At 59.0% G+C, this 16,453-nt stretch carries 15 protein-coding genes; 7 read left to right on the plus strand and 8 right to left on the minus strand.

Going from position 1 to position 16,453, the window contains the following annotated elements:
- Nucleotides 1-161: 161 nt before the first annotated feature.
- Nucleotides 162-611 carry a DNA polymerase III subunit chi gene (locus tag IB248_RS18655; protein ID WP_192241501.1) on the minus strand — a complete coding sequence of 150 codons (450 nt, stop codon included), beginning with the start codon at nt 609-611 and terminating at the stop codon, nt 162-164.
- Nucleotides 608-2,101 (minus strand): leucyl aminopeptidase, encoded by a 1,494-nt coding sequence (locus IB248_RS18660; protein WP_192241502.1) that lies wholly within the window; start codon nt 2,099-2,101, stop codon nt 608-610. The genes IB248_RS18655 and IB248_RS18660 overlap by 4 nt, the downstream gene beginning before the upstream one ends.
- Before the next feature lie 190 nt (nt 2,102-2,291).
- Here IB248_RS18660 and IB248_RS18665 point away from each other — a divergent pair, with 190 nt between their 5' ends.
- From IB248_RS18665 to rsmA, 7 genes are all read left to right on the plus strand, one after another.
- Complete coding sequence (locus IB248_RS18665) at nt 2,292-3,059, plus strand: phosphatase PAP2 family protein (RefSeq protein WP_192241545.1); 768 nt, start codon at nt 2,292-2,294, stop codon at nt 3,057-3,059.
- A 101-nt stretch (nt 3,060-3,160) separates the two neighbouring features.
- Nucleotides 3,161-4,339: an LPS export ABC transporter permease LptF gene (gene lptF, locus IB248_RS18670; protein ID WP_025659817.1), complete on the plus strand. Its 1,179-nt coding sequence runs from the start codon at nt 3,161-3,163 to the stop codon at nt 4,337-4,339.
- Nucleotides 4,336-5,424: an LPS export ABC transporter permease LptG gene (gene lptG / locus IB248_RS18675; RefSeq protein WP_018116849.1), complete on the plus strand. Its 1,089-nt coding sequence runs from the start codon at nt 4,336-4,338 to the stop codon at nt 5,422-5,424. Before lptF ends, lptG begins: the two co-directional genes overlap by 4 nt.
- The gene (locus IB248_RS18680; protein WP_018857366.1) at nt 5,424-7,781 is read left to right on the plus strand and encodes an LPS-assembly protein LptD; all 2,358 of its coding nucleotides are present in this window, start codon (nt 5,424-5,426) and stop codon (nt 7,779-7,781) included. The genes lptG and IB248_RS18680 overlap by 1 nt, the downstream gene beginning before the upstream one ends.
- Nucleotides 7,782-7,968: 187 nt before the next feature.
- Nucleotides 7,969-8,919 (plus strand): peptidylprolyl isomerase, encoded by a 951-nt coding sequence (locus IB248_RS18685; RefSeq protein ID WP_025659820.1) that lies wholly within the window; start codon nt 7,969-7,971, stop codon nt 8,917-8,919.
- A 5-nt stretch (nt 8,920-8,924) separates the two neighbouring features.
- Complete coding sequence (gene pdxA / locus IB248_RS18690; protein ID WP_192241503.1) at nt 8,925-9,950, plus strand: 4-hydroxythreonine-4-phosphate dehydrogenase PdxA; 1,026 nt, start codon at nt 8,925-8,927, stop codon at nt 9,948-9,950.
- Complete coding sequence (gene rsmA, locus IB248_RS18695; RefSeq protein ID WP_018116249.1) at nt 9,950-10,777, plus strand: 16S rRNA (adenine(1518)-N(6)/adenine(1519)-N(6))-dimethyltransferase RsmA; 828 nt, start codon at nt 9,950-9,952, stop codon at nt 10,775-10,777. Before pdxA ends, rsmA begins: the two co-directional genes overlap by 1 nt.
- 111 nt (nt 10,778-10,888) lie before the next feature.
- Here the strand turns inward: rsmA and gmk are convergent, their stop codons facing one another.
- The 6 genes from gmk to fabG all read right to left on the minus strand — a co-directional run bounded on the left by gmk (nt 10,889) and on the right by fabG (nt 16,434).
- Entirely contained in the window at nt 10,889-11,554 is a 666-nt protein-coding gene (gmk, locus tag IB248_RS18700; protein WP_018116250.1) for a guanylate kinase, read from the minus strand.
- 3 nt (nt 11,555-11,557) lie between these two features.
- Complete coding sequence (locus IB248_RS18705) at nt 11,558-12,445, minus strand: YicC/YloC family endoribonuclease (RefSeq protein WP_018116251.1); 888 nt, start codon at nt 12,443-12,445, stop codon at nt 11,558-11,560.
- A gap of 15 nt (nt 12,446-12,460) precedes the next feature.
- A complete protein-coding gene (gene mltG / locus IB248_RS18710; protein ID WP_169681067.1) occupies nt 12,461-13,696 on the minus strand; it encodes an endolytic transglycosylase MltG in 1,236 nt (411 codons plus the stop codon).
- A 117-nt stretch (nt 13,697-13,813) separates the two neighbouring features.
- On the minus strand, nt 13,814-15,076 hold the full coding sequence (fabF, locus tag IB248_RS18715; protein ID WP_192241504.1) for a beta-ketoacyl-ACP synthase II: 1,263 nt from the start codon (nt 15,074-15,076) through the stop codon (nt 13,814-13,816).
- Between the two features lie 94 nt (nt 15,077-15,170).
- Nucleotides 15,171-15,407 carry an acyl carrier protein gene (locus tag IB248_RS18720; RefSeq protein ID WP_003547058.1) on the minus strand — a complete coding sequence of 79 codons (237 nt, stop codon included), beginning with the start codon at nt 15,405-15,407 and terminating at the stop codon, nt 15,171-15,173.
- Between the two features lie 289 nt (nt 15,408-15,696).
- On the minus strand, nt 15,697-16,434 hold the full coding sequence (gene fabG, locus IB248_RS18725; RefSeq protein ID WP_018857373.1) for a 3-oxoacyl-[acyl-carrier-protein] reductase: 738 nt from the start codon (nt 16,432-16,434) through the stop codon (nt 15,697-15,699).
- Nucleotides 16,435-16,453 lie beyond the last annotated feature (19 nt).

The raw sequence follows: 16,453 nt of genomic DNA on the forward strand, positions 1-16,453 counted from the left end.
TACGAACGAAAGTTCAGGCCCGCTAGGACCAACCGCTCTGCGCATCGTCACTGCGGTGTTGCAATCACCTCAATGGCAAACGAGGCCGGTGCATCATAACCGATGCACCGGCCTCGCAATGTATAAGCCCGCTTGAAGCGGACCGCTTGAAGCGGGCTTTTTCATGCTTTTTTTTCCCAACGCCCTTCCGGGGTCTGTTGCCAATAGGTGAGGTTATGTCCTTCGCCTTTCAGGTTCTTCCATTGCGCGCGAGCCCCTTCGAGCTGCGCCTGGTCGTAACCATCGAACATAAAGACGATCCGGCTATAAGGCTCGACCGGCGGCGGCTCAGCTCCATCGACGATAAATCGTACCGTCGCCGCGTTGGAATTCCCTTCGGAAACCGTAAGGAGAACCGGCTGATCTGCCGCCAGGTCCCCCTCATCCGTGCCATGCGGCAGGAAGCTATCTTCGCGAAATGTCCAGAGATGCTGATCGAGCAGGTCGCGTCGCGCAGCGTCTTTCAACTGCACCGCGACCCGCCAGCCGCGCTCAACGCTTTTCTCGAGCAACGGCGGGAGGGCATCCTCCAGCTTGGATTCCGTCAGATGGTAAAACAGAACTTCCGTCATGACTCGTAGTTGGCACGCACCAGCTCATCGAGCAGGCGTACGCCGTAACCGGAACCCCAGGACTGATTGATCTCATCCTGCGGCGAGCCCATTGCCGTTCCTGCGATGTCGAGGTGTGCCCAAGGCGTTTCCTCCACGAATCGCTTCAGGAAATGAGCGGCGGTGATCGATCCCGCATGACGGCCGCCGGAGTTCTTCATGTCGGCGAACTTGCTGTCGATCAGCTTGTCATACTCCTTGCCGAGCGGCAAGCGCCACAGCTTTTCGCTGCTTGTCAAGCCGGCAGCGGTCAGCTGCGCGGAGAGCTCATCGTCATTCGAGAACAGACCGGCGTGGACATTGCCGAGCGCAACAAGGATAGCGCCGGTCAATGTTGCCAGATTGATCATGAATTTCGGCTTGAAGCGATCGTTGCAATACCACAACGCGTCACACAGAACGAGCCGTCCTTCAGCATCGGTATTGATGATCTCGATCGTCTGGCCCGACATCGAGGTAACGATGTCGCCGGGACGCTGCGCGTTTCCGTCGGGCATATTTTCGACCAGACCGATGATGCCGACCGCGTTCACGGCTGCCTTGCGGGCAGCGAGGACATGCATCAGGCCGGTGACAGCGGCAGCACCGCCCATGTCACCCTTCATTTCTTCCATGCCGGCAGCGGGCTTGATCGAAATGCCGCCGGTATCAAAGACCACGCCCTTGCCGATGAAGGCGACCGGACTCTCGCCGCTCTTGCCGCCCTTCCACTGCATGACCGCCAGACGCGGGGGTCTGACCGAGCCTTGTGCCACGCCCAGCAGGGCGCCCATGCCAAGCTTTTGCATTTCCTTCTCGGTGAGGATTTCCACCTCGACCCCAAGTTTCTGCAATTCGCTTGCCTTGGCGGCAAACTCCACCGGACCCAGAACATTCGGCGGCTCGTTCACAAGATCGCGGGCCAGGTTAACGCCCGCCGCAACGGCTTCCGAGAGCTTGAAGGCTTCTGCCGCCTCTGTCGCTTTGGCGGTAACGATCTTGATCGGCACCTGCCCGTTCCGGCCATTGCCGTCCTCGTCCTTCTTCTTGGTCTTGTAGGTATCGAAGCTATAGGCGCGCAAAAGCATTCCAAGCGCAAAATCCGCCGCTTCCTTCGCTCCGACGCCGGCACCCGGCGCATCGACGAAGATTGCGACCTTTTCGGCCTTCTTGATCTTGGATGCGGCGACGCCGCCAGCCTTCAGCCAATCGTGAGCGGTCAGCTCTTCAGGTTTGCCGAGTCCTACAACGATAAGCCGCTCAGCTGCGGACCTCTCGGGCGCAACGAGATCCAGCACAGTCGTCGCCTTGGCGGAGAAGCCGGCGATCTTTGCTGCTCTCGGGATGACGCCAGCGGGATCCGCAAGCTTGGCCCCGGCGGCAAGGTCCGCTCCGCTTGCCTGCAGGAGGATCGCGTAGCCACCGGCGATCTCGGTGGAGCTTGCAAATGAGATATCGAACTTGGCTGACATGTCTTCTCCAGTGGGATTGTCCTAAATCCGCTCTATCCGATCATTTCGGGTTTCACCCCCGAAAACAAGTCTTCGGGATGAGGCCGTGGCGGCCTGACTAACCGCCAACCCGTTAAAGGGATGTCATCTTCGGCGCATATTCCTCCCGCGGAATTAAGTCCACAGGAATTCCGAATTGCTTTCCCTTTTGATGTCTGCAGGGACGAGGACGTGTTGGCGCATACAAATGCCCGACAGCGATCCCGCACGTGTGTTTATAGGTCTTTTCTGTCTGTGGTGGCTGCTGCTTCTGCTGTTCAACGGCTTTCCGCAGATCGATGTCTACGCATCAGCGCATTTCTTTGTGCGCGAGGCATGCAGCACTCCAGCCACATTCGGAAAAAACTGCGGCTACTTTCCTTACCGGCACGAGGCTTATCTCGGGTTCCTGAGAACGCTGTTCTTCCGGCTTCCCTACCTCATCGCCATCGTCCTCTTGTGGAAACTTTTGGAGTGCTACGGGCACTGCGGGGCCACTTTCAACCTCGCGCGCGCCCGCGCCTTCAAGATTGCTCTCGGCTCGCTGGTGATCGGCCCCGTGATCCTCACCAACCTCATTCTCAAGACATACTGGGGTAGACCGCGACCGTCCCAAACGCTGGATTTTGGTGGCCACCTCGACTTCGTGCAGGCGGGCTCCATGATCGGAAAATGCGTATCGAACTGCTCTTTCATTTCCGGCGAAGCGGCAGGCGCCGGCTGGGTTTTCTGTCTGATTTTCCTGATACCACAGCCGGCGCGCTTCGCGCTTGCCCTCCCCCTCACAGCAATCGCCTTTCTGACACCGGCCATGCGTCTTGCATTTGGCGCGCACTACCTTTCAGACGTCATCCTGGGTTGGCTTTCGTCCGTTGTTGTCTTTGCAGGTCTTCTTGCGCTTACCGATTCGCCACAGGGCAAAAAAAAATCTGAAATTTGAATGAATTTTCGACTCCAGCTTGTCGCAAAAGAGACCCAAACAGCGTAGATGGATTTCGCTGCGTAGCGGCATTGGTTCGCAAATGGCGTTCAAGGGCATTAATGAAACTGCTTGAAACATACATACTCCGGCGCGTTGGCCAGATGTTTCTCGTTGCCCTGTTGCCGGTGCTCGCGATCATTTGGACGACTCAGGTCCTGCAGCGCGTCAATCTCGTAACCGACAGCGGCCAGTCGATGGGATCGTTCGCCAAGCTGGCAACGCTGATTCTACCGTCGATCATTCCGATCGTGCTGCCGTTCGCACTTGTCATCGGTGTGACGCAGACCCTGACGACGATGAACAACGATTCGGAGCTGACCGTCATCGACGCGGCTGGCGCCAAGCGCAGCATTATCCTGCGCCCGATCCTCATCCTCGCCGCCGTCATTAGCATCTTTTCGTTTCTGGTGGACAACGTCGTCGAGCCGAAGGCCAAGACGGGGGTTCGCCAGATGGTGGCCGCTGCCTATGCGGATCTGCTCTCGACCGTGATTGAAGAGAAGAACTTCCGCCGCATCGACACCGGCCTCTACGTACAGATATCCGAGAGATTGGCCGGACGCGTGCTCAAGGGCTTGTTCGTCGTCGATGAGCGCGACCCCGCATTCGAGCTTATCTACTACGCACGTGAAGGCGCCGTTGACGAGAAGGGCACGTCACTCATCATGCATGATGGCGAGGTTCACCGCAAAACGCAAACCGGTGAAGTCTCCGTCATTCGTTTCGATTCCTACTCCTTCGACCTGTCCGATCTGACCCAAAACCGCGGTCAGGCGACTCTTCGCGCATCCGACCGCGAGCTTGCGTTCCTCTTCAATCCGGATCCGAACGACAAGGATTACATCGCCAGACCCGGTAGTTATCGTGCCGAATTGCACCGCCGCATGACGGATTGGGTTCTTCCGATGGTGTTTGCGCTGATTTCGCTCGCGATCGCCGGTGATGCTCGCTCCCACCGCGAAGCACGGTTGCACCCCATGGTCGCGGCGCTCATCTTCGCGTTCGGTATTCGTTGGGCGTCGTTCTACGCCGCCAACCAGATCGACACGGATCCAGAGTATATCGGCGTGCTCTATGCGATTCCCGTGGTCGCCAGCCTTTTGGCAATCGCATCTCTGTCGCACCATAAGCGCCTGTCGGTCGTGTCCGCGATGAGCGACCGAATCTCCGCCTCTTGGCAGAGACTGTCGCGACGCTTTGGTCGGTCGGCAGATCCCTCCGCCGGAGGCAGCGCATGATTCTCGGGACACTCGGCCGTTACTTCTTCCGTCGATACCTGCTGACCACAATGTGGTTCTTTCTCGGCGTGATTGGCATCGTCTACCTCGTTGATTTCAGCGAGACCGCTGGCCGACTCTCCGGTCTTCCGGGCTACACCGTGACCGGCGGGCTCGCGATGACGGCGGTGCGTCTGCCGCTCATCTTGCAGCAGACCGTGCCCTTCATTGCCCTCTTTGTGGGCATGACCGTTCTAATCGGGCTCAACCGAAAATACGAACTGGTCGTGACGCGTGCTGCCGGCATCTCGGTTTGGCAGTTCATGTCTCCCTTCCTCGCAGGCGCCTTTTTGCTCGGCGTCCTGGTCATGACCGTTCTCAACCCGCTGGCAGCCTGGGGGCAACGTCAGGCTGCCGTCATCGAGAGCAACTGGCGTGGAGAAGTCTCAGGGTCGAACGCCGCGCCGCAAGTTCCGTGGATTCGCCAGATCAGCGGCGGGGACGACGTGATCATCGGAGCGAATACGATTCTCGAAAACGGCACGCTGCTTATGAACGCCGTGTTCGTGCATTTCGATTCGTCCGATCACATCATCCTGAGACAGGACGCCGCGTCGGCAAAATTGGAAGATGGTTACTGGCTTCTTAAGAACGTTGTCGAGCGTCGTCCGGGCGAAGTCGCCACACGGCTCGATGAGGTGCGCGTAAGCACCAATTTGAAACAGGATTTCATCCAGCAGAGGCTGACAGCCCCTGAAACTATTGGATTTTTTGATCTCTCGAGCCGAATTGACGCGGCGAGATCCTTCGGGATTCCGACCAAGGCGCTTGAGACCCAATTTCATTCGTTGTTGTCCCAACCACTGTTGCTTGTCGCAATGACTCTCATTGCTGCAACAGTGTCCCTAAAATTTAGCCGGTTCAACCAGTCGAGGTCGGTGATTCTGGGTGGAATCCTGTCGGGCTTCGTGCTTTATGTGGTCACCGTGCTTGTAAAAGCATTCGGAAGCAGTGGGGTTGTCCCGCCTTTCGTGGCAACGTGGATTCCGGTCATTGTTGCCTTGGCTTTGGGTGCAACAATTCTGCTTCATCAGGAGGATGGCTAGTGGCGGCAGGCGACCGCAAGACTCTTAGTAAACAGTTGGTTGCCCTGCTCCTAGGCGCGGCCCTGTCTACCTATTCGAATGGCTTTCCTGCTGCTTTCGCCCAGGATGCCCTGCAAGGCTTGAGGCCGAACGTGTCCGCCGACCAGAAGCTGATTCTGTCGGCAAACGAACTCGTCTACAACAAGGACGCGCAGATCGTTTCGGCCATCGGCGGTGTACAGATTAACTACGCCGGCTACAGATTGGTGGCGCAACGCGTCGAGTACAATCAGCAGACCCGCCGCCTGATGGCGCTCGGCAACGTGGAGTTGATCGCCCCCGACGGCAACCGCATGTACGGTGACAAGATTGACATCACCGACGATTTTGCCAACGGGTTCGTAAACGCGCTCCGAATTGAGACCCCCGACAATACGCGCCTGGTTGCCGAAACCGGCCAGCGTGTTGGGGGCACGCAAATGATCCTGAACAGGGGCGTCTATACCGCCTGTTTGCCTTGCGCTGAAAGACCGGAACGACCTCCCTTCTGGCAGGTAAAGGCTGAACGCGTCATTCAGGACGGCGTCAAGCATACGATTCGCCTTGAAAAGGCGCGCTTCGAGCTCCTTGGCCACCCGCTCGCCTACGTTCCGTGGATCGAGGTCCCCGACAATACCGTGAAGCGGAAGTCCGGCTTCCTTTTCCCGACCTTTAGCGCATCGCAGAATCTCGGCTTCGGCCTTTCTGTCCCGTACTATTACGTCATTTCGCCGAGCAGCGACGTCACGGTGACCGGCACGGGTTACACCACCCAGGGTTTCCTGGCGGACGCGGAATTCCGCCAGAGATTCGAGAACGGCACGCACACCTTGCGCGTGGCCGGTATCGACCAGCTCAGCCCGGGGACCTTTACGCCCGGCACCAGCGATGCCGAAAATGACTTCCGCGGTGTCGTAGCGTCGAAGGGGGCCTTCCAAATCAACCCGCGATGGGCGTTTGGTTGGGACGTGATGGTTCAGAGTGACAACAACTTCGCTCGCACCTATAACCTGAAGGGTCTGGACGAAAGTACACATACCAACCAAGTTTACCTGACGGGTCTCGGCAAGCGGAATTATTTCGATCTGCGCTCGTTCTATTTCGACGTTCAGAACGCCGATCCGAATGATATCGCCGAGAAGCAGCAGGCAATCGTTTACCCGGTGATGGACTATCACTTCGTGGCGCCGCAGCCGCTCGCCGGAGGTGAACTATCTGCCGATGTCAACTTCACGAACCTGTCGCGCACGCACGACGACTTTTATAGCGTCGCAGGCTTTGATCGGTTCCGCGGCCTTGAGGGCCAGACATCTCGCCTGACGGGCGAACTGGAATGGAAGCGGACCTTTGTCACGCCTCAGGGCTTCTTGATCACTCCGCTGCTTGCAGCCCGCGGCGATGCCTTGGCGTTGAACATGACGCCGCCGCCGACCTCCGGCACCTTTGTCTATGACGGCAATTACGACGACGGTAATGCAGCGACGCGTTCGATGTTTACCGCAGGGTTGGAAATGCGCTACCCGATCCTCGGTACGACCGCGAACAGCACACACCTGTTCGAACCGATTGTTCAGCTTTATGCACGGCCCGACGAACGGCTTGCCGGCTCTCTTCCGAACGAAGATGCGCAGAGCTTCGTGTTCGATGCGACCAATCTTTTCGAGCGTGATAAGTTCTCCGGCTACGACCGTATCGAAGGTGGCACGCGCGCCAATGTCGGCTTCCAGTACACCGGTACGTTCGACAACGGCTACAAGCTGCACGGTATCTTCGGCCAATCCTACCAGCTCGGCGGCCAAAACTCCTTTGACACGGCTGATCTGGTAAACGTCGGCGCCGACTCCGGCCTCGAAACGGACGTCTCCGACTTCGTCGGACTCGGCGGGATCGAAACGCCACAGGGCGTTGCCCTTGCAGCTTCCTATCGGCTTGACGACAAGGACCTGGATTTCCGTCGTGGCGATTTGACGGCCGGTTACCAGACCGACAATTTCCAAGGTCAGATGATCTACACGCATGTCTCAGCGCAGCCGGAATACGGCTTCGCCGAGGACAATGATGAGATCCAGGCCAAGGCTGCTGTTAAGTTCAAGGATTATTGGACGGTATTTGGCGGCGTCGCTTGGGACCTTCAGGACAACACTGTTGTCAGGAAGACAATCGGCCTTACCTATGAAGACGAATGCACCATCTTCACGATCGCATATATCGACAAGCGCGATACCACCGCGGAAACCGCGAGCGACTGGAGTATCGGGGCGAGGTTGACCTTCCGGACGCTGGGCGACATCAATCTCGGCACGCCCATAGATGCCAGCCCAACCATCTACCAGAATTAACTGTCAGTTCTGTAATACGGCGAAAGAAAGGGCCTTTCTTTCGCCGTAAGACTATGCAGGACATTGTCGCCAGTTGAGATCTAAGGCATATGCTGAATTTTCAATTTGCAGCGGTAATGCCCGTGTGTCTCGGGAAGGAATGCGCGCCGCGACGTGAGTGCGCGGCGTCAATGGGAAGGGTCGATAGATGATTGGCGCAAGAAGAACCGTAAGGACGATGATTGCCGGCGCGACTTTCGCGATGCTGGCGGCTTTTGCCTCGCCGCAGACCGGCTCAGCTTTTGCTGCAAGCGAAGTCAGAGTTGTCGTCAACGGAACAGCAATCACCAGCGGTGACATCGCCAAGCGCCAGGCATTCCTGCGCCTGCAGCATCAAAAGGCTGATGCGAAAGCAGCGGAAGAACAGCTGATCGAACAGACGCTGAAGCAGCAGGAAATTTCCCGCGTCCGCATGTCGGTTTCCAAGGACGACGTCAACGCATCGTTCGCGCGGTTCGCGAGCGGCAACAAGTTGACGACGGACCAGATGACGCAAATTCTCGAACGCGCCGGCGTCGGTGTTGATCATTTCAAGGCTTTCATTGCCGTGCAGATGAGCTGGCCGCGCCTTGTCAATGCCCGCTACGGTTCGAGCAATCGCATGTCGAATTCCGACCTTGTTGCCCGCATGATGGAGAACAAGCAGAAGCCGGAAACCACCGAATATATTCTGCAGCAGATGATCTTCGTCGTTCCCGCCAACAAGAAGGGCATCGTCGGCAAACGCAAGAGCGAAGCCGAGGCGTCTCGCGCGAAGTATCCGGGTTGTGACCAGGCAAAGGTCTTCGCAGCAACGATGCTTGACGTGTCAGTCCGTGACCTTGGTCGCGTTCTTGCACCGGAACTTCCGGCCGAATGGAAGCCGCTTGTCGAGCAGGCAAAGGGCAACACGACCGCCACGCGCGTGACCGACAGAGGTGTCGAATACATCGCCATCTGCAGCCAGCGCCAGGTTTCTGATGACCAAGCCGCCGAAATGGTGTTCCGCCAGGAAGACCTTGATAAGGCGAAGGCAGGGAAGAACGCCCCTCCGGAAAATCCGAACGCCCAGAAATATATGGAAGAGCTGCGCAAGAAGGCGCAGATCATGCGTCCCTGAGCAAGATGACACTCTCGTTCTCGCGCCCGCTTGCTCTCAGCCAGGGCGATCCGGCCGGCGTCGGCCCCGATGTCACACTTCTGGCCTGGATGCGGCGCAGGGAGCTGGGTCTGCCTCCGTTCGTGTTCATTGGCGACCCTGATGTGCTGGCATCGCGTGCCAAGCTCCTAGGCTTGACGATCGCCCTTCGCGAGACCGATTGCACCAACGCCAATGATGTCTTTGCAGATGCCCTCCCCGTGCTCCCCATTGCCGCAGGTATCGACGTTGTAGCGGGTGAGCCGCATGTGGCGACGGCAAAGAGCACGATCGCCGCGATCGAAAGAGCTGTCTCGCTGACAATGAGTGGCGAAGCCCTCGGCGTCGTCACCAACCCGATCGCCAAGTCCGTTCTCTACGAATCCGGCTTTCCCTTCCCCGGACACACTGAGTTTCTGGCCGATCTCGCCGCACGTGCGACTGGACAGGCGGGGATACCGGTGATGATGCTCGCGGGTCCGAAGCTCCGCACCATTCCTGTTACAATTCATATTCCGCTCAAGGATGTGCCTCAGGCACTGACGGCCGATCTCATCATCGAGACTTGCCGGATTGCTGATGCCGATCTCAGGCGTCGCTTCGGGATCGAGCGACCCCGGCTCGCGATAGCCGGTCTTAATCCACACGCCGGAGAAGACGGTGCGATCGGCAAAGAGGATGAAACGGTCATCAAACCGGCCATCCAATTCCTGAGATCCGAGGGGATAAACGCAATCGGTCCGCTGCCTGCCGATACGATGTTCCACGACGACGCCAGAGCGCGTTACGACGTTGCGATCTGCATGTATCACGACCAGGCCCTGATACCGGCCAAGGCACTTGGCTTCGACGACGCTGTCAACGTCACGCTGGGATTGCCCTTTGTGCGCACCTCGCCCGATCACGGCACCGCCTTCGGGATCGCCGGCAAGGGCCTTGCGCGTGAAAACAGTCTCGTCGCGGCGCTGAAGCTCGCCGGTCACCTCGGACGCACCACAGAAGGGCATCGTTGATGGCTGCCTTGGATGGGCTGCCGCCCCTTCGCGATGTCATTCAGCGCCATGGCCTCGATGCGCGCAAGGCGCTCGGCCAGAACTTCTTGCTCGATCTCAACCTGACGCAGAAGGTTGCTCGCACAGCCGGCTCCTTGGAAGGAGCCACGGTTTTTGAGGTCGGTCCGGGTCCCGGCGGCCTGACGCGCGCCATTCTGGCATTGGGTGCAAAGAAGGTGATCGCCGTCGAGCGTGATTCTCGCTGTTTACCCGCGCTTTCGGAAATCGCGGATCACTATCCGGGGAGGCTCGAGGTCATCGAAGGCGATGCGCTGAAGACGGACTTCGAAGCTCTGACGCCCGAGGGACCGGTGAAGATCATTGCCAACCTGCCCTACAATGTCGGCACGCAGCTGCTGGTCAATTGGATCCTGCCGAAGCAGTGGCCTCCTTTCTGGGACTCGCTGACGCTGATGTTTCAGAAGGAAGTGGGAGAGCGCGTCGTTGCGGCCGAAGACGACGACCACTATGGACGTCTTGGCGTGCTTTGCGGATGGCGTACGAACGCACGGATGGCGTTTGACATTCCGCCGCAAGCTTTCACGCCGCCGCCGAAAGTAACGTCGACTGTCGTTCATCTGACCCCAAAGGAAAGCCCGATCCCCTGCTCGGTCGCCGATCTGGAGAAGGTCACGCATGCCGCCTTCGGCCAGCGACGCAAGATGCTGCGGCAGAGCCTAAAGCCGCTGGGGGGCGAAGTCTTGTTGAAGAAGGCGGATATCGACCCGCAACGACGGGCCGAAACGCTTTCAGTCGAAGAGTTTGTTCGACTGGCGAATTGCCTCTAGCCAGCGTTCGCTTAGGGCACGCCGACTTTCCAGGATAGTGAATCGCGTGACAGCATATCGGCCCGGTCAGTTGATCTAGCCGCAAGCACCATTGCATCGACCGTGCAGGTCCTAAAGGTTCGGCTCTTCAGTCAGCAGCCCGTTGACGAAATCGAACAAGCCGTAACGCCGGTCGCGGCGGACGCGTTCGGCATTGACGATGCAGCTCACATTGCGAAAAGCCTCATCGAGATCGTCGTTGACGATGACATAGTCGTATTCGCGCCAGCGTTCGATCTCCGCGCGCGAATTCAAAAGCCGCGTACGAATGACCTCTTCCGAATCCTCGGCCCGGCGATGCAAGCGAGACTGCAGTTCGGTCATGGTGGGCGGCAGCACGAAGATCGAAACGATATCGGCCTTCATCTTGTCCTGAAGCTGCAAGGCACCCTGCCAGTCGATATCGAACAGCATGTCGCGACCTTCGGCCATGGCCGATTCCACGGGCTCGCGCGGCGTGCCGTAAAAGTTGCCGTGAACCTCCGCCCATTCGAGCAGATCGCCTGAGTCGCGCATCCTCTCGAACTGCGGTACAGTGATAAAGTGATAATGCTTGCCGGCAATCTCGCTCGGCCGCTTGGCCCTGGTCGTAACGCTGACAGAGATTTCGAGGCTGTGGTCGTCTCGGAGAAGGTTGCCAGCAATTGTCGACTTGCCTGCGCCCGAGGGCGAGGACAGGACAAGCATCAGCCCGCGCCGGGCGATTTTGGTGGGTGTGCTCGACTGGGCCGGGCTCATGTATCACTCCAGATTCTGGACCTGCTCGCGGAACTGGTCGATGACGACTTTCAGTTCGATGCCGGCGGCGGTGATTGCCGCGGCATTCGACTTCGAGCAGATAGTATTCGATTCTCGGTTAAATTCCTGTGCAAGGAAATCCAGCTTACGCCCGACCGGGCCGCCCTTGCCGAGCAGGTCGCGAGCGGCAACCACATGCGCTTTCAGGCGATCGATCTCTTCACGGAGATCCGCCTTGGTGGCGAGCAGAGCAGCTTCCGCATGCAGCCGGTCGCGATCCAGCTTTCCCGATCCATCCATCAGCAATGCGACCTGCGCGGCCAATCTCGTCGAGATCTCCTGCGGAGAGCGGGAGGGGTCACGCTCGATCACCTCTGTCAATCCCTCGATGGTGGCCACATGGTCGAGAAGTACGCGCGACAGAGCGGCACCTTCCGTCTCGCGCATGTGCCGTAGGTCGGCGAGAGCTGCGATCAGGCCTTCCACAATATCGGAATCGCGGGCGGCGATCGCTTCATCACCGTCCTCGCTCTCGCGGAATTCGATGATACCCCGGATGGCGAGCAATGTATCCAGCTGCAACGGCGCGGGATCGATGATGCCGCCAAGCTGATCGCGCAAGGCGAGCACAGCGGAAAGCGCTTCCTGATTGAGGACGGTTTCAATGCGGCTCTCACCGGCAGAGACGGAAAGCGACGCCTGCATATTGCCTCGGCTGAAGCGCTCGCCGGCAAGGCGACGCACGTCGCTCTCCATACGCTCCAGCCCCGGCGGGAAGCGCAAGCGCAGGTCAAGGCCCTTGCCGTTGACCGAACGCAACTCCCAAGCCCAACGCCAACGGCCGCTCGTGCCTTCTCGCCGCGCAAAACCGGTCATGGACTGCAAAGCCATGCGAGCCTCCAAAAATCAGTTCGTCTTCTTTTTCTTTTGGGCAGCAGGCGCGGCAGGTGTGTCCGGCTGCGTCTGGCTCTCGGGCTGTCCGTCGACCGCAATATTGGGATCGGCTCCCTTGGCGGCTTCCAGTTGGCGCCAGCGCTTGACGTTCGCGTTATGCTCCTCAAGAGTGGCTGCAAAAACGTGCCCGCCGGAACCATCGGCGACGAAATACAGATCCTGCGTCTTCCACGGATTGGCGACAGCCTCCAGCGCATCACGGCCCGGATTGGCGATCGGCGTCGGGGGAAGCCCCTTGATCACGTAGGTGTTGTAGGGCGTTTCCTTCTTCAGGTCCGACTGATAGATCGGGCGATCCGTCGGCTTTCCGTCGCCGCCGAATAACCCGTAGATGATTGTCGGATCTGATTGAAGGCGCATCCCCTTGTCCAGCCGGTTAAGGAAGACGGAAGCCACGTGGGCACGCTCATCGGGAACGCCAGTCTCCTTCTCGACGATCGAGGCGAGGACGACCAGTTCGTCCTTTGACTTGAGTTGCAGCGACGGGTCGCGCTTGTCCCAAACCTGCTCGACCAGCTTCTGCTGGGCCGCAGCCATCTGCTCGATGATTTCGACCCGCTTCGTGCCGCGCGAGAACTTGTAGGTATCCGGGCGGAGGCTTCCCTCTGCGGGGACGACAGCCGGGAGATCGCCTTCCAGCACGGCATCCTCGTTCAGGCGATTGAACATCTGGCGGACGGTGAGGCCCTCGGGGAAGGCGACGGAATACAGGATCGACTTCCCGGATTTCAGCAGTTCCATGATGTCGTTCATGGAAGCATGTGCCTTGATTTCGTACTCACCCGCCTTGAGGCTCTCGCCATCATCAAGGTGGGTTGCCGTGAGGTAGCGGAAGATACGGGCATCCGAGACGATGTTGTTTCGTTCAAGGCTCGCGGCAATTTCAGCAACGCCGGCACCATTTCGCACGATGAAGTTCGTATTCGTTTCCAGCGGACCAGGATCTTGGTAGGCCGAGATCGCGTAGTAGAAGAGGAAGACAGCGGCTGCGCAGCCGAGGACGACCAGCGTCATCAGGAAGTTCAGGAAAATGATAACCTGGCTGCGCGCTTTCTTCGAGCGCTTCGGCGGCTCGGGCACGCGTTCCGGCCGCAGCGCCTCGCTTGGCGACTTGGGAATGATCGGCCCACTCTGCGTCTGCTGGCTCTCCTCGCCGATCGTCCCGTTGTTTTGGTTCGTATCGTTCACCGGCAATCCTCTAAACTTGGCCTCAAGTCCCGCTTCTTGCTAAGCAATGCGGCAAAATGCAGGTGGGGCCACGCCGCGCAAGGTGCAGCCCCACCGCCAGAACGTCAACGCCTGAACTCAGGCGACGTAGCGGCGCAGCACCAGCGAGGCATTCGTGCCGCCGAATCCGAAGGAATTCGACAGGGCGACGTTGATTTCCCGCTGCCTGGCCTTGTGCGGGACGAGGTCGATCGCGGTCTCGCGCTCAGGATTGTCGAGGTTGAGCGTCGGAGGCGCGACATTGTCCCGGATTGCAAGCGTTGCGAAGATGGCCTCGATCGCGCCGGCAGCACCGAGCAGATGACCGGTCGCGGACTTCGTCGACGACATCGAGATCTTGGAGGCTGCATTACCAACCAGACGCTCCACCGCGCCGAGCTCGATCGTGTCGGCCATCGTCGACGTGCCATGCGCGTTGATGTAGTCGATATCGGCAGCGGTCAAGCCGGCTCGCTTCAACGCCATCGTCATGCAGCGCTGCGCGCCTTCACCGTCCTCGGACGGAGCCGTGATGTGATAGGCATCGCCCGAGAGGCCATAGCCGACCACTTCGGCATAGATCTTGGCGCCGCGCGCCTTGGCATGTTCCAGCTCTTCGAGAACGACGATACCGGCCCCCTCACCCATGACGAACCCATCACGGTCCTTGTCATAGGGGCGCGACGCTTTGGTCGGATCGTCGTTGTGCTGGGTGGAGAGCGCCTTGCAGGCGGCAAAGCCGGCGAGCGAGATGCGGCTGACCGGGGACTCGGTGCCGCCAGCAACCATGACGTCCGCATCGCCGAACGCGATGAGACGGGCAGCGTCACCGATCGCGTGAGCGCCAGTCGAGCATGCCGTGACCACCGAGTGGTTCGGCCCGCGCAGCTTGTGGCGGATCGACACCTGTCCGGATACGAGGTTGATCAGACGGCCAGGAATGAAGAAGGGCGAAATGCGGCGCGGGCCCCTGTCGCGCAGCGTGTAGCCTGCTTCGACAATGCCTTCGATGCCGCCAATGCCGGAGCCGATCAAGACGCCGGTCGCAACCTGGTCCTCATCGCTCTCGGGGTGCCAGTTCGCATCTTTAAGCGCCATATCGGCGGCGGCCATGCCATAAATGATAAACGGATCAACCTTGCGCTGTTCCTTAGGCTCCATCCAGTCGTCGGCGTTGAAGGTGCCGTCGCTGCCGTCACCAACCGGAATGCGGCAGGCAATCTTTGCGGGCAGATCGTCGACTTCGAACTCAGTGACCAGGCGGGCGCCGTTTTGACCCGCAAGCAAGCCGGACCACGTCACTTCCGTTCCGCATCCCAAGGGCGATACCATGCCGGTACCTGTTATGACGACCCGTCTCATCGACTGCATTCCCCCGCCTTTTATGTTCTTGGAGAACCATGCCAGAAATAAAAAGGGCGGACTCCGGGTCCGCCCTTTTCTCAATCGCTCAGGATTAAGCCTGAGCCTTTTCGATAAACTTCACGGCATCGCCGACCGTCAGGATCGAGTCTGCAGCGTCGTCCGGAATCTCAACGCCGAATTCTTCTTCGAACGCCATGACCAGTTCGACGGTGTCGAGCGAGTCAGCGCCCAGATCGTCGATAAAGCTGGCGCTTTCAACAACCTTGTCGGCGTCGACGCCAAGATGATCAATAACAATTTTCTTTACGCGTTCTGCGATATCGCTCATGTCGGTTTCCTCGACCTTATATCCTGATCAGAATGCCTTGTGACATCCCTACCCTGTTTCAGCCTGCGGCGCCGTTAAGCCACCCTCGGCAAACTCTTTGAACCCGGCTACCAGAAATGTCCCAGGCTTGCACAAAAGCCCGCCGGTCCGTCTGCTTTCTCGGGAGACTGTTCACAGTCATGGCCCGCTTAACACGGTTTAAGTCTGCCGCAAAGCCAGAAAATCAACCCCATCGGGTTGCTCAACACGCTATTGCGGCGAAAACTGCCTCGAAACGCAGTTTCCCGTTTCAGATCATGGCCATGCCGCCGTTTACGTGCAGCGTCTGGCCTGTCATATAAGCAGCTTCCGACGAGGCGAGATAGGCAACCGCAGAGGCGACTTCCGCGCCGGTGCCCATGCGTTTCATCGGGATCGCTCCCATGATCGCTTCCTTCTGCTTGTCGTTCAGCTTGCCGGTCATGGCGGACTCGATGAAGCCAGGCGCCACGCAGTTGACCGTGACGTTGCGGGTTGCGATCTCCTGAGCCAGTGACTTCGTGAAGCCGATCATGCCCGCCTTGGAGGCGCAGTAATTGGCCTGGCCCGGATTGCCGGTCACGCCTACGACCGACGTGATGTTGATGATACGGCCATAGCGGCGGCGCATCATCGGGTGGGTCATCTCGCGCGTCAGGCGGAACATCGCCGTCAGGTTCACTTCGATGACGCTATCCCAGTCCTCGTCGCTCATGCGCACAAACAGGCCGTCCTTGGTGATGCCGGCGTTGTTGACGAGGATGTCCACACCTTCGAGATCGGCTTCCGCCTTGACGCCGAGCGCCTTGACTTCGTCGCGGTCTGCGAGGTTGGCCGGGAAGATCTTGACGCGATCGCCGAGATCGTTGGCCAGCGCCTCAAGCTTCTCGACGCGGGTGCCATGAAGGCCGACGATTGCGCCCTGCTTATGCAAGATACGGGCGATTTCTTCGCCGATGCCGCCGGATGCGCCGGTAACCAGAGCCTTGCGGCCGGAAAGGTCGAGCATGGGTAGTGTTCCTTGTAAT

Origin of the sequence: Rhizobium sp. RHZ01 (genome assembly GCF_014851595.1) — a bacterium.
Classification (GTDB): Bacteria; Pseudomonadota; Alphaproteobacteria; order Rhizobiales; family Rhizobiaceae; genus Rhizobium; species Rhizobium altiplani.

What these genes read in the sequence shown, in the direction of transcription:
- IB248_RS18665 (WP_192241545.1), top strand. Translation starts at nt 2,292, where the DNA reads ATGTCTGCAGGGACGAGGACGTGTTGGCGCATACAAATGCCCGACAGC.
- lptG (WP_018116849.1), top strand. Translation starts at nt 4,336, where the DNA reads ATGATTCTCGGGACACTCGGCCGTTACTTCTTCCGTCGATACCTGCTG.
- rsmA (WP_018116249.1), top strand. Translation starts at nt 9,950, where the DNA reads ATGGCTGCCTTGGATGGGCTGCCGCCCCTTCGCGATGTCATTCAGCGC.
- gmk (WP_018116250.1), bottom strand. Translation starts at nt 11,554, where the DNA reads ATGAGCCCGGCCCAGTCGAGCACACCCACCAAAATCGCCCGGCGCGGG.
- fabG (WP_018857373.1), bottom strand. Translation starts at nt 16,434, where the DNA reads ATGCTCGACCTTTCCGGCCGCAAGGCTCTGGTTACCGGCGCATCCGGC.
- IB248_RS18660 (WP_192241502.1), bottom strand. Translation starts at nt 2,101, where the DNA reads ATGTCAGCCAAGTTCGATATCTCATTTGCAAGCTCCACCGAGATCGCC.
- fabF (WP_192241504.1), bottom strand. Translation starts at nt 15,076, where the DNA reads ATGAGACGGGTCGTCATAACAGGTACCGGCATGGTATCGCCCTTGGGA.
- IB248_RS18655 (WP_192241501.1), bottom strand. Translation starts at nt 611, where the DNA reads ATGACGGAAGTTCTGTTTTACCATCTGACGGAATCCAAGCTGGAGGAT.
- IB248_RS18685 (WP_025659820.1), top strand. Translation starts at nt 7,969, where the DNA reads ATGATTGGCGCAAGAAGAACCGTAAGGACGATGATTGCCGGCGCGACT.
- IB248_RS18705 (WP_018116251.1), bottom strand. Translation starts at nt 12,445, where the DNA reads ATGGCTTTGCAGTCCATGACCGGTTTTGCGCGGCGAGAAGGCACGAGC.
- lptF (WP_025659817.1), top strand. Translation starts at nt 3,161, where the DNA reads ATGAAACTGCTTGAAACATACATACTCCGGCGCGTTGGCCAGATGTTT.
- IB248_RS18720 (WP_003547058.1), bottom strand. Translation starts at nt 15,407, where the DNA reads ATGAGCGATATCGCAGAACGCGTAAAGAAAATTGTTATTGATCATCTT.
- pdxA (WP_192241503.1), top strand. Translation starts at nt 8,925, where the DNA reads ATGACACTCTCGTTCTCGCGCCCGCTTGCTCTCAGCCAGGGCGATCCG.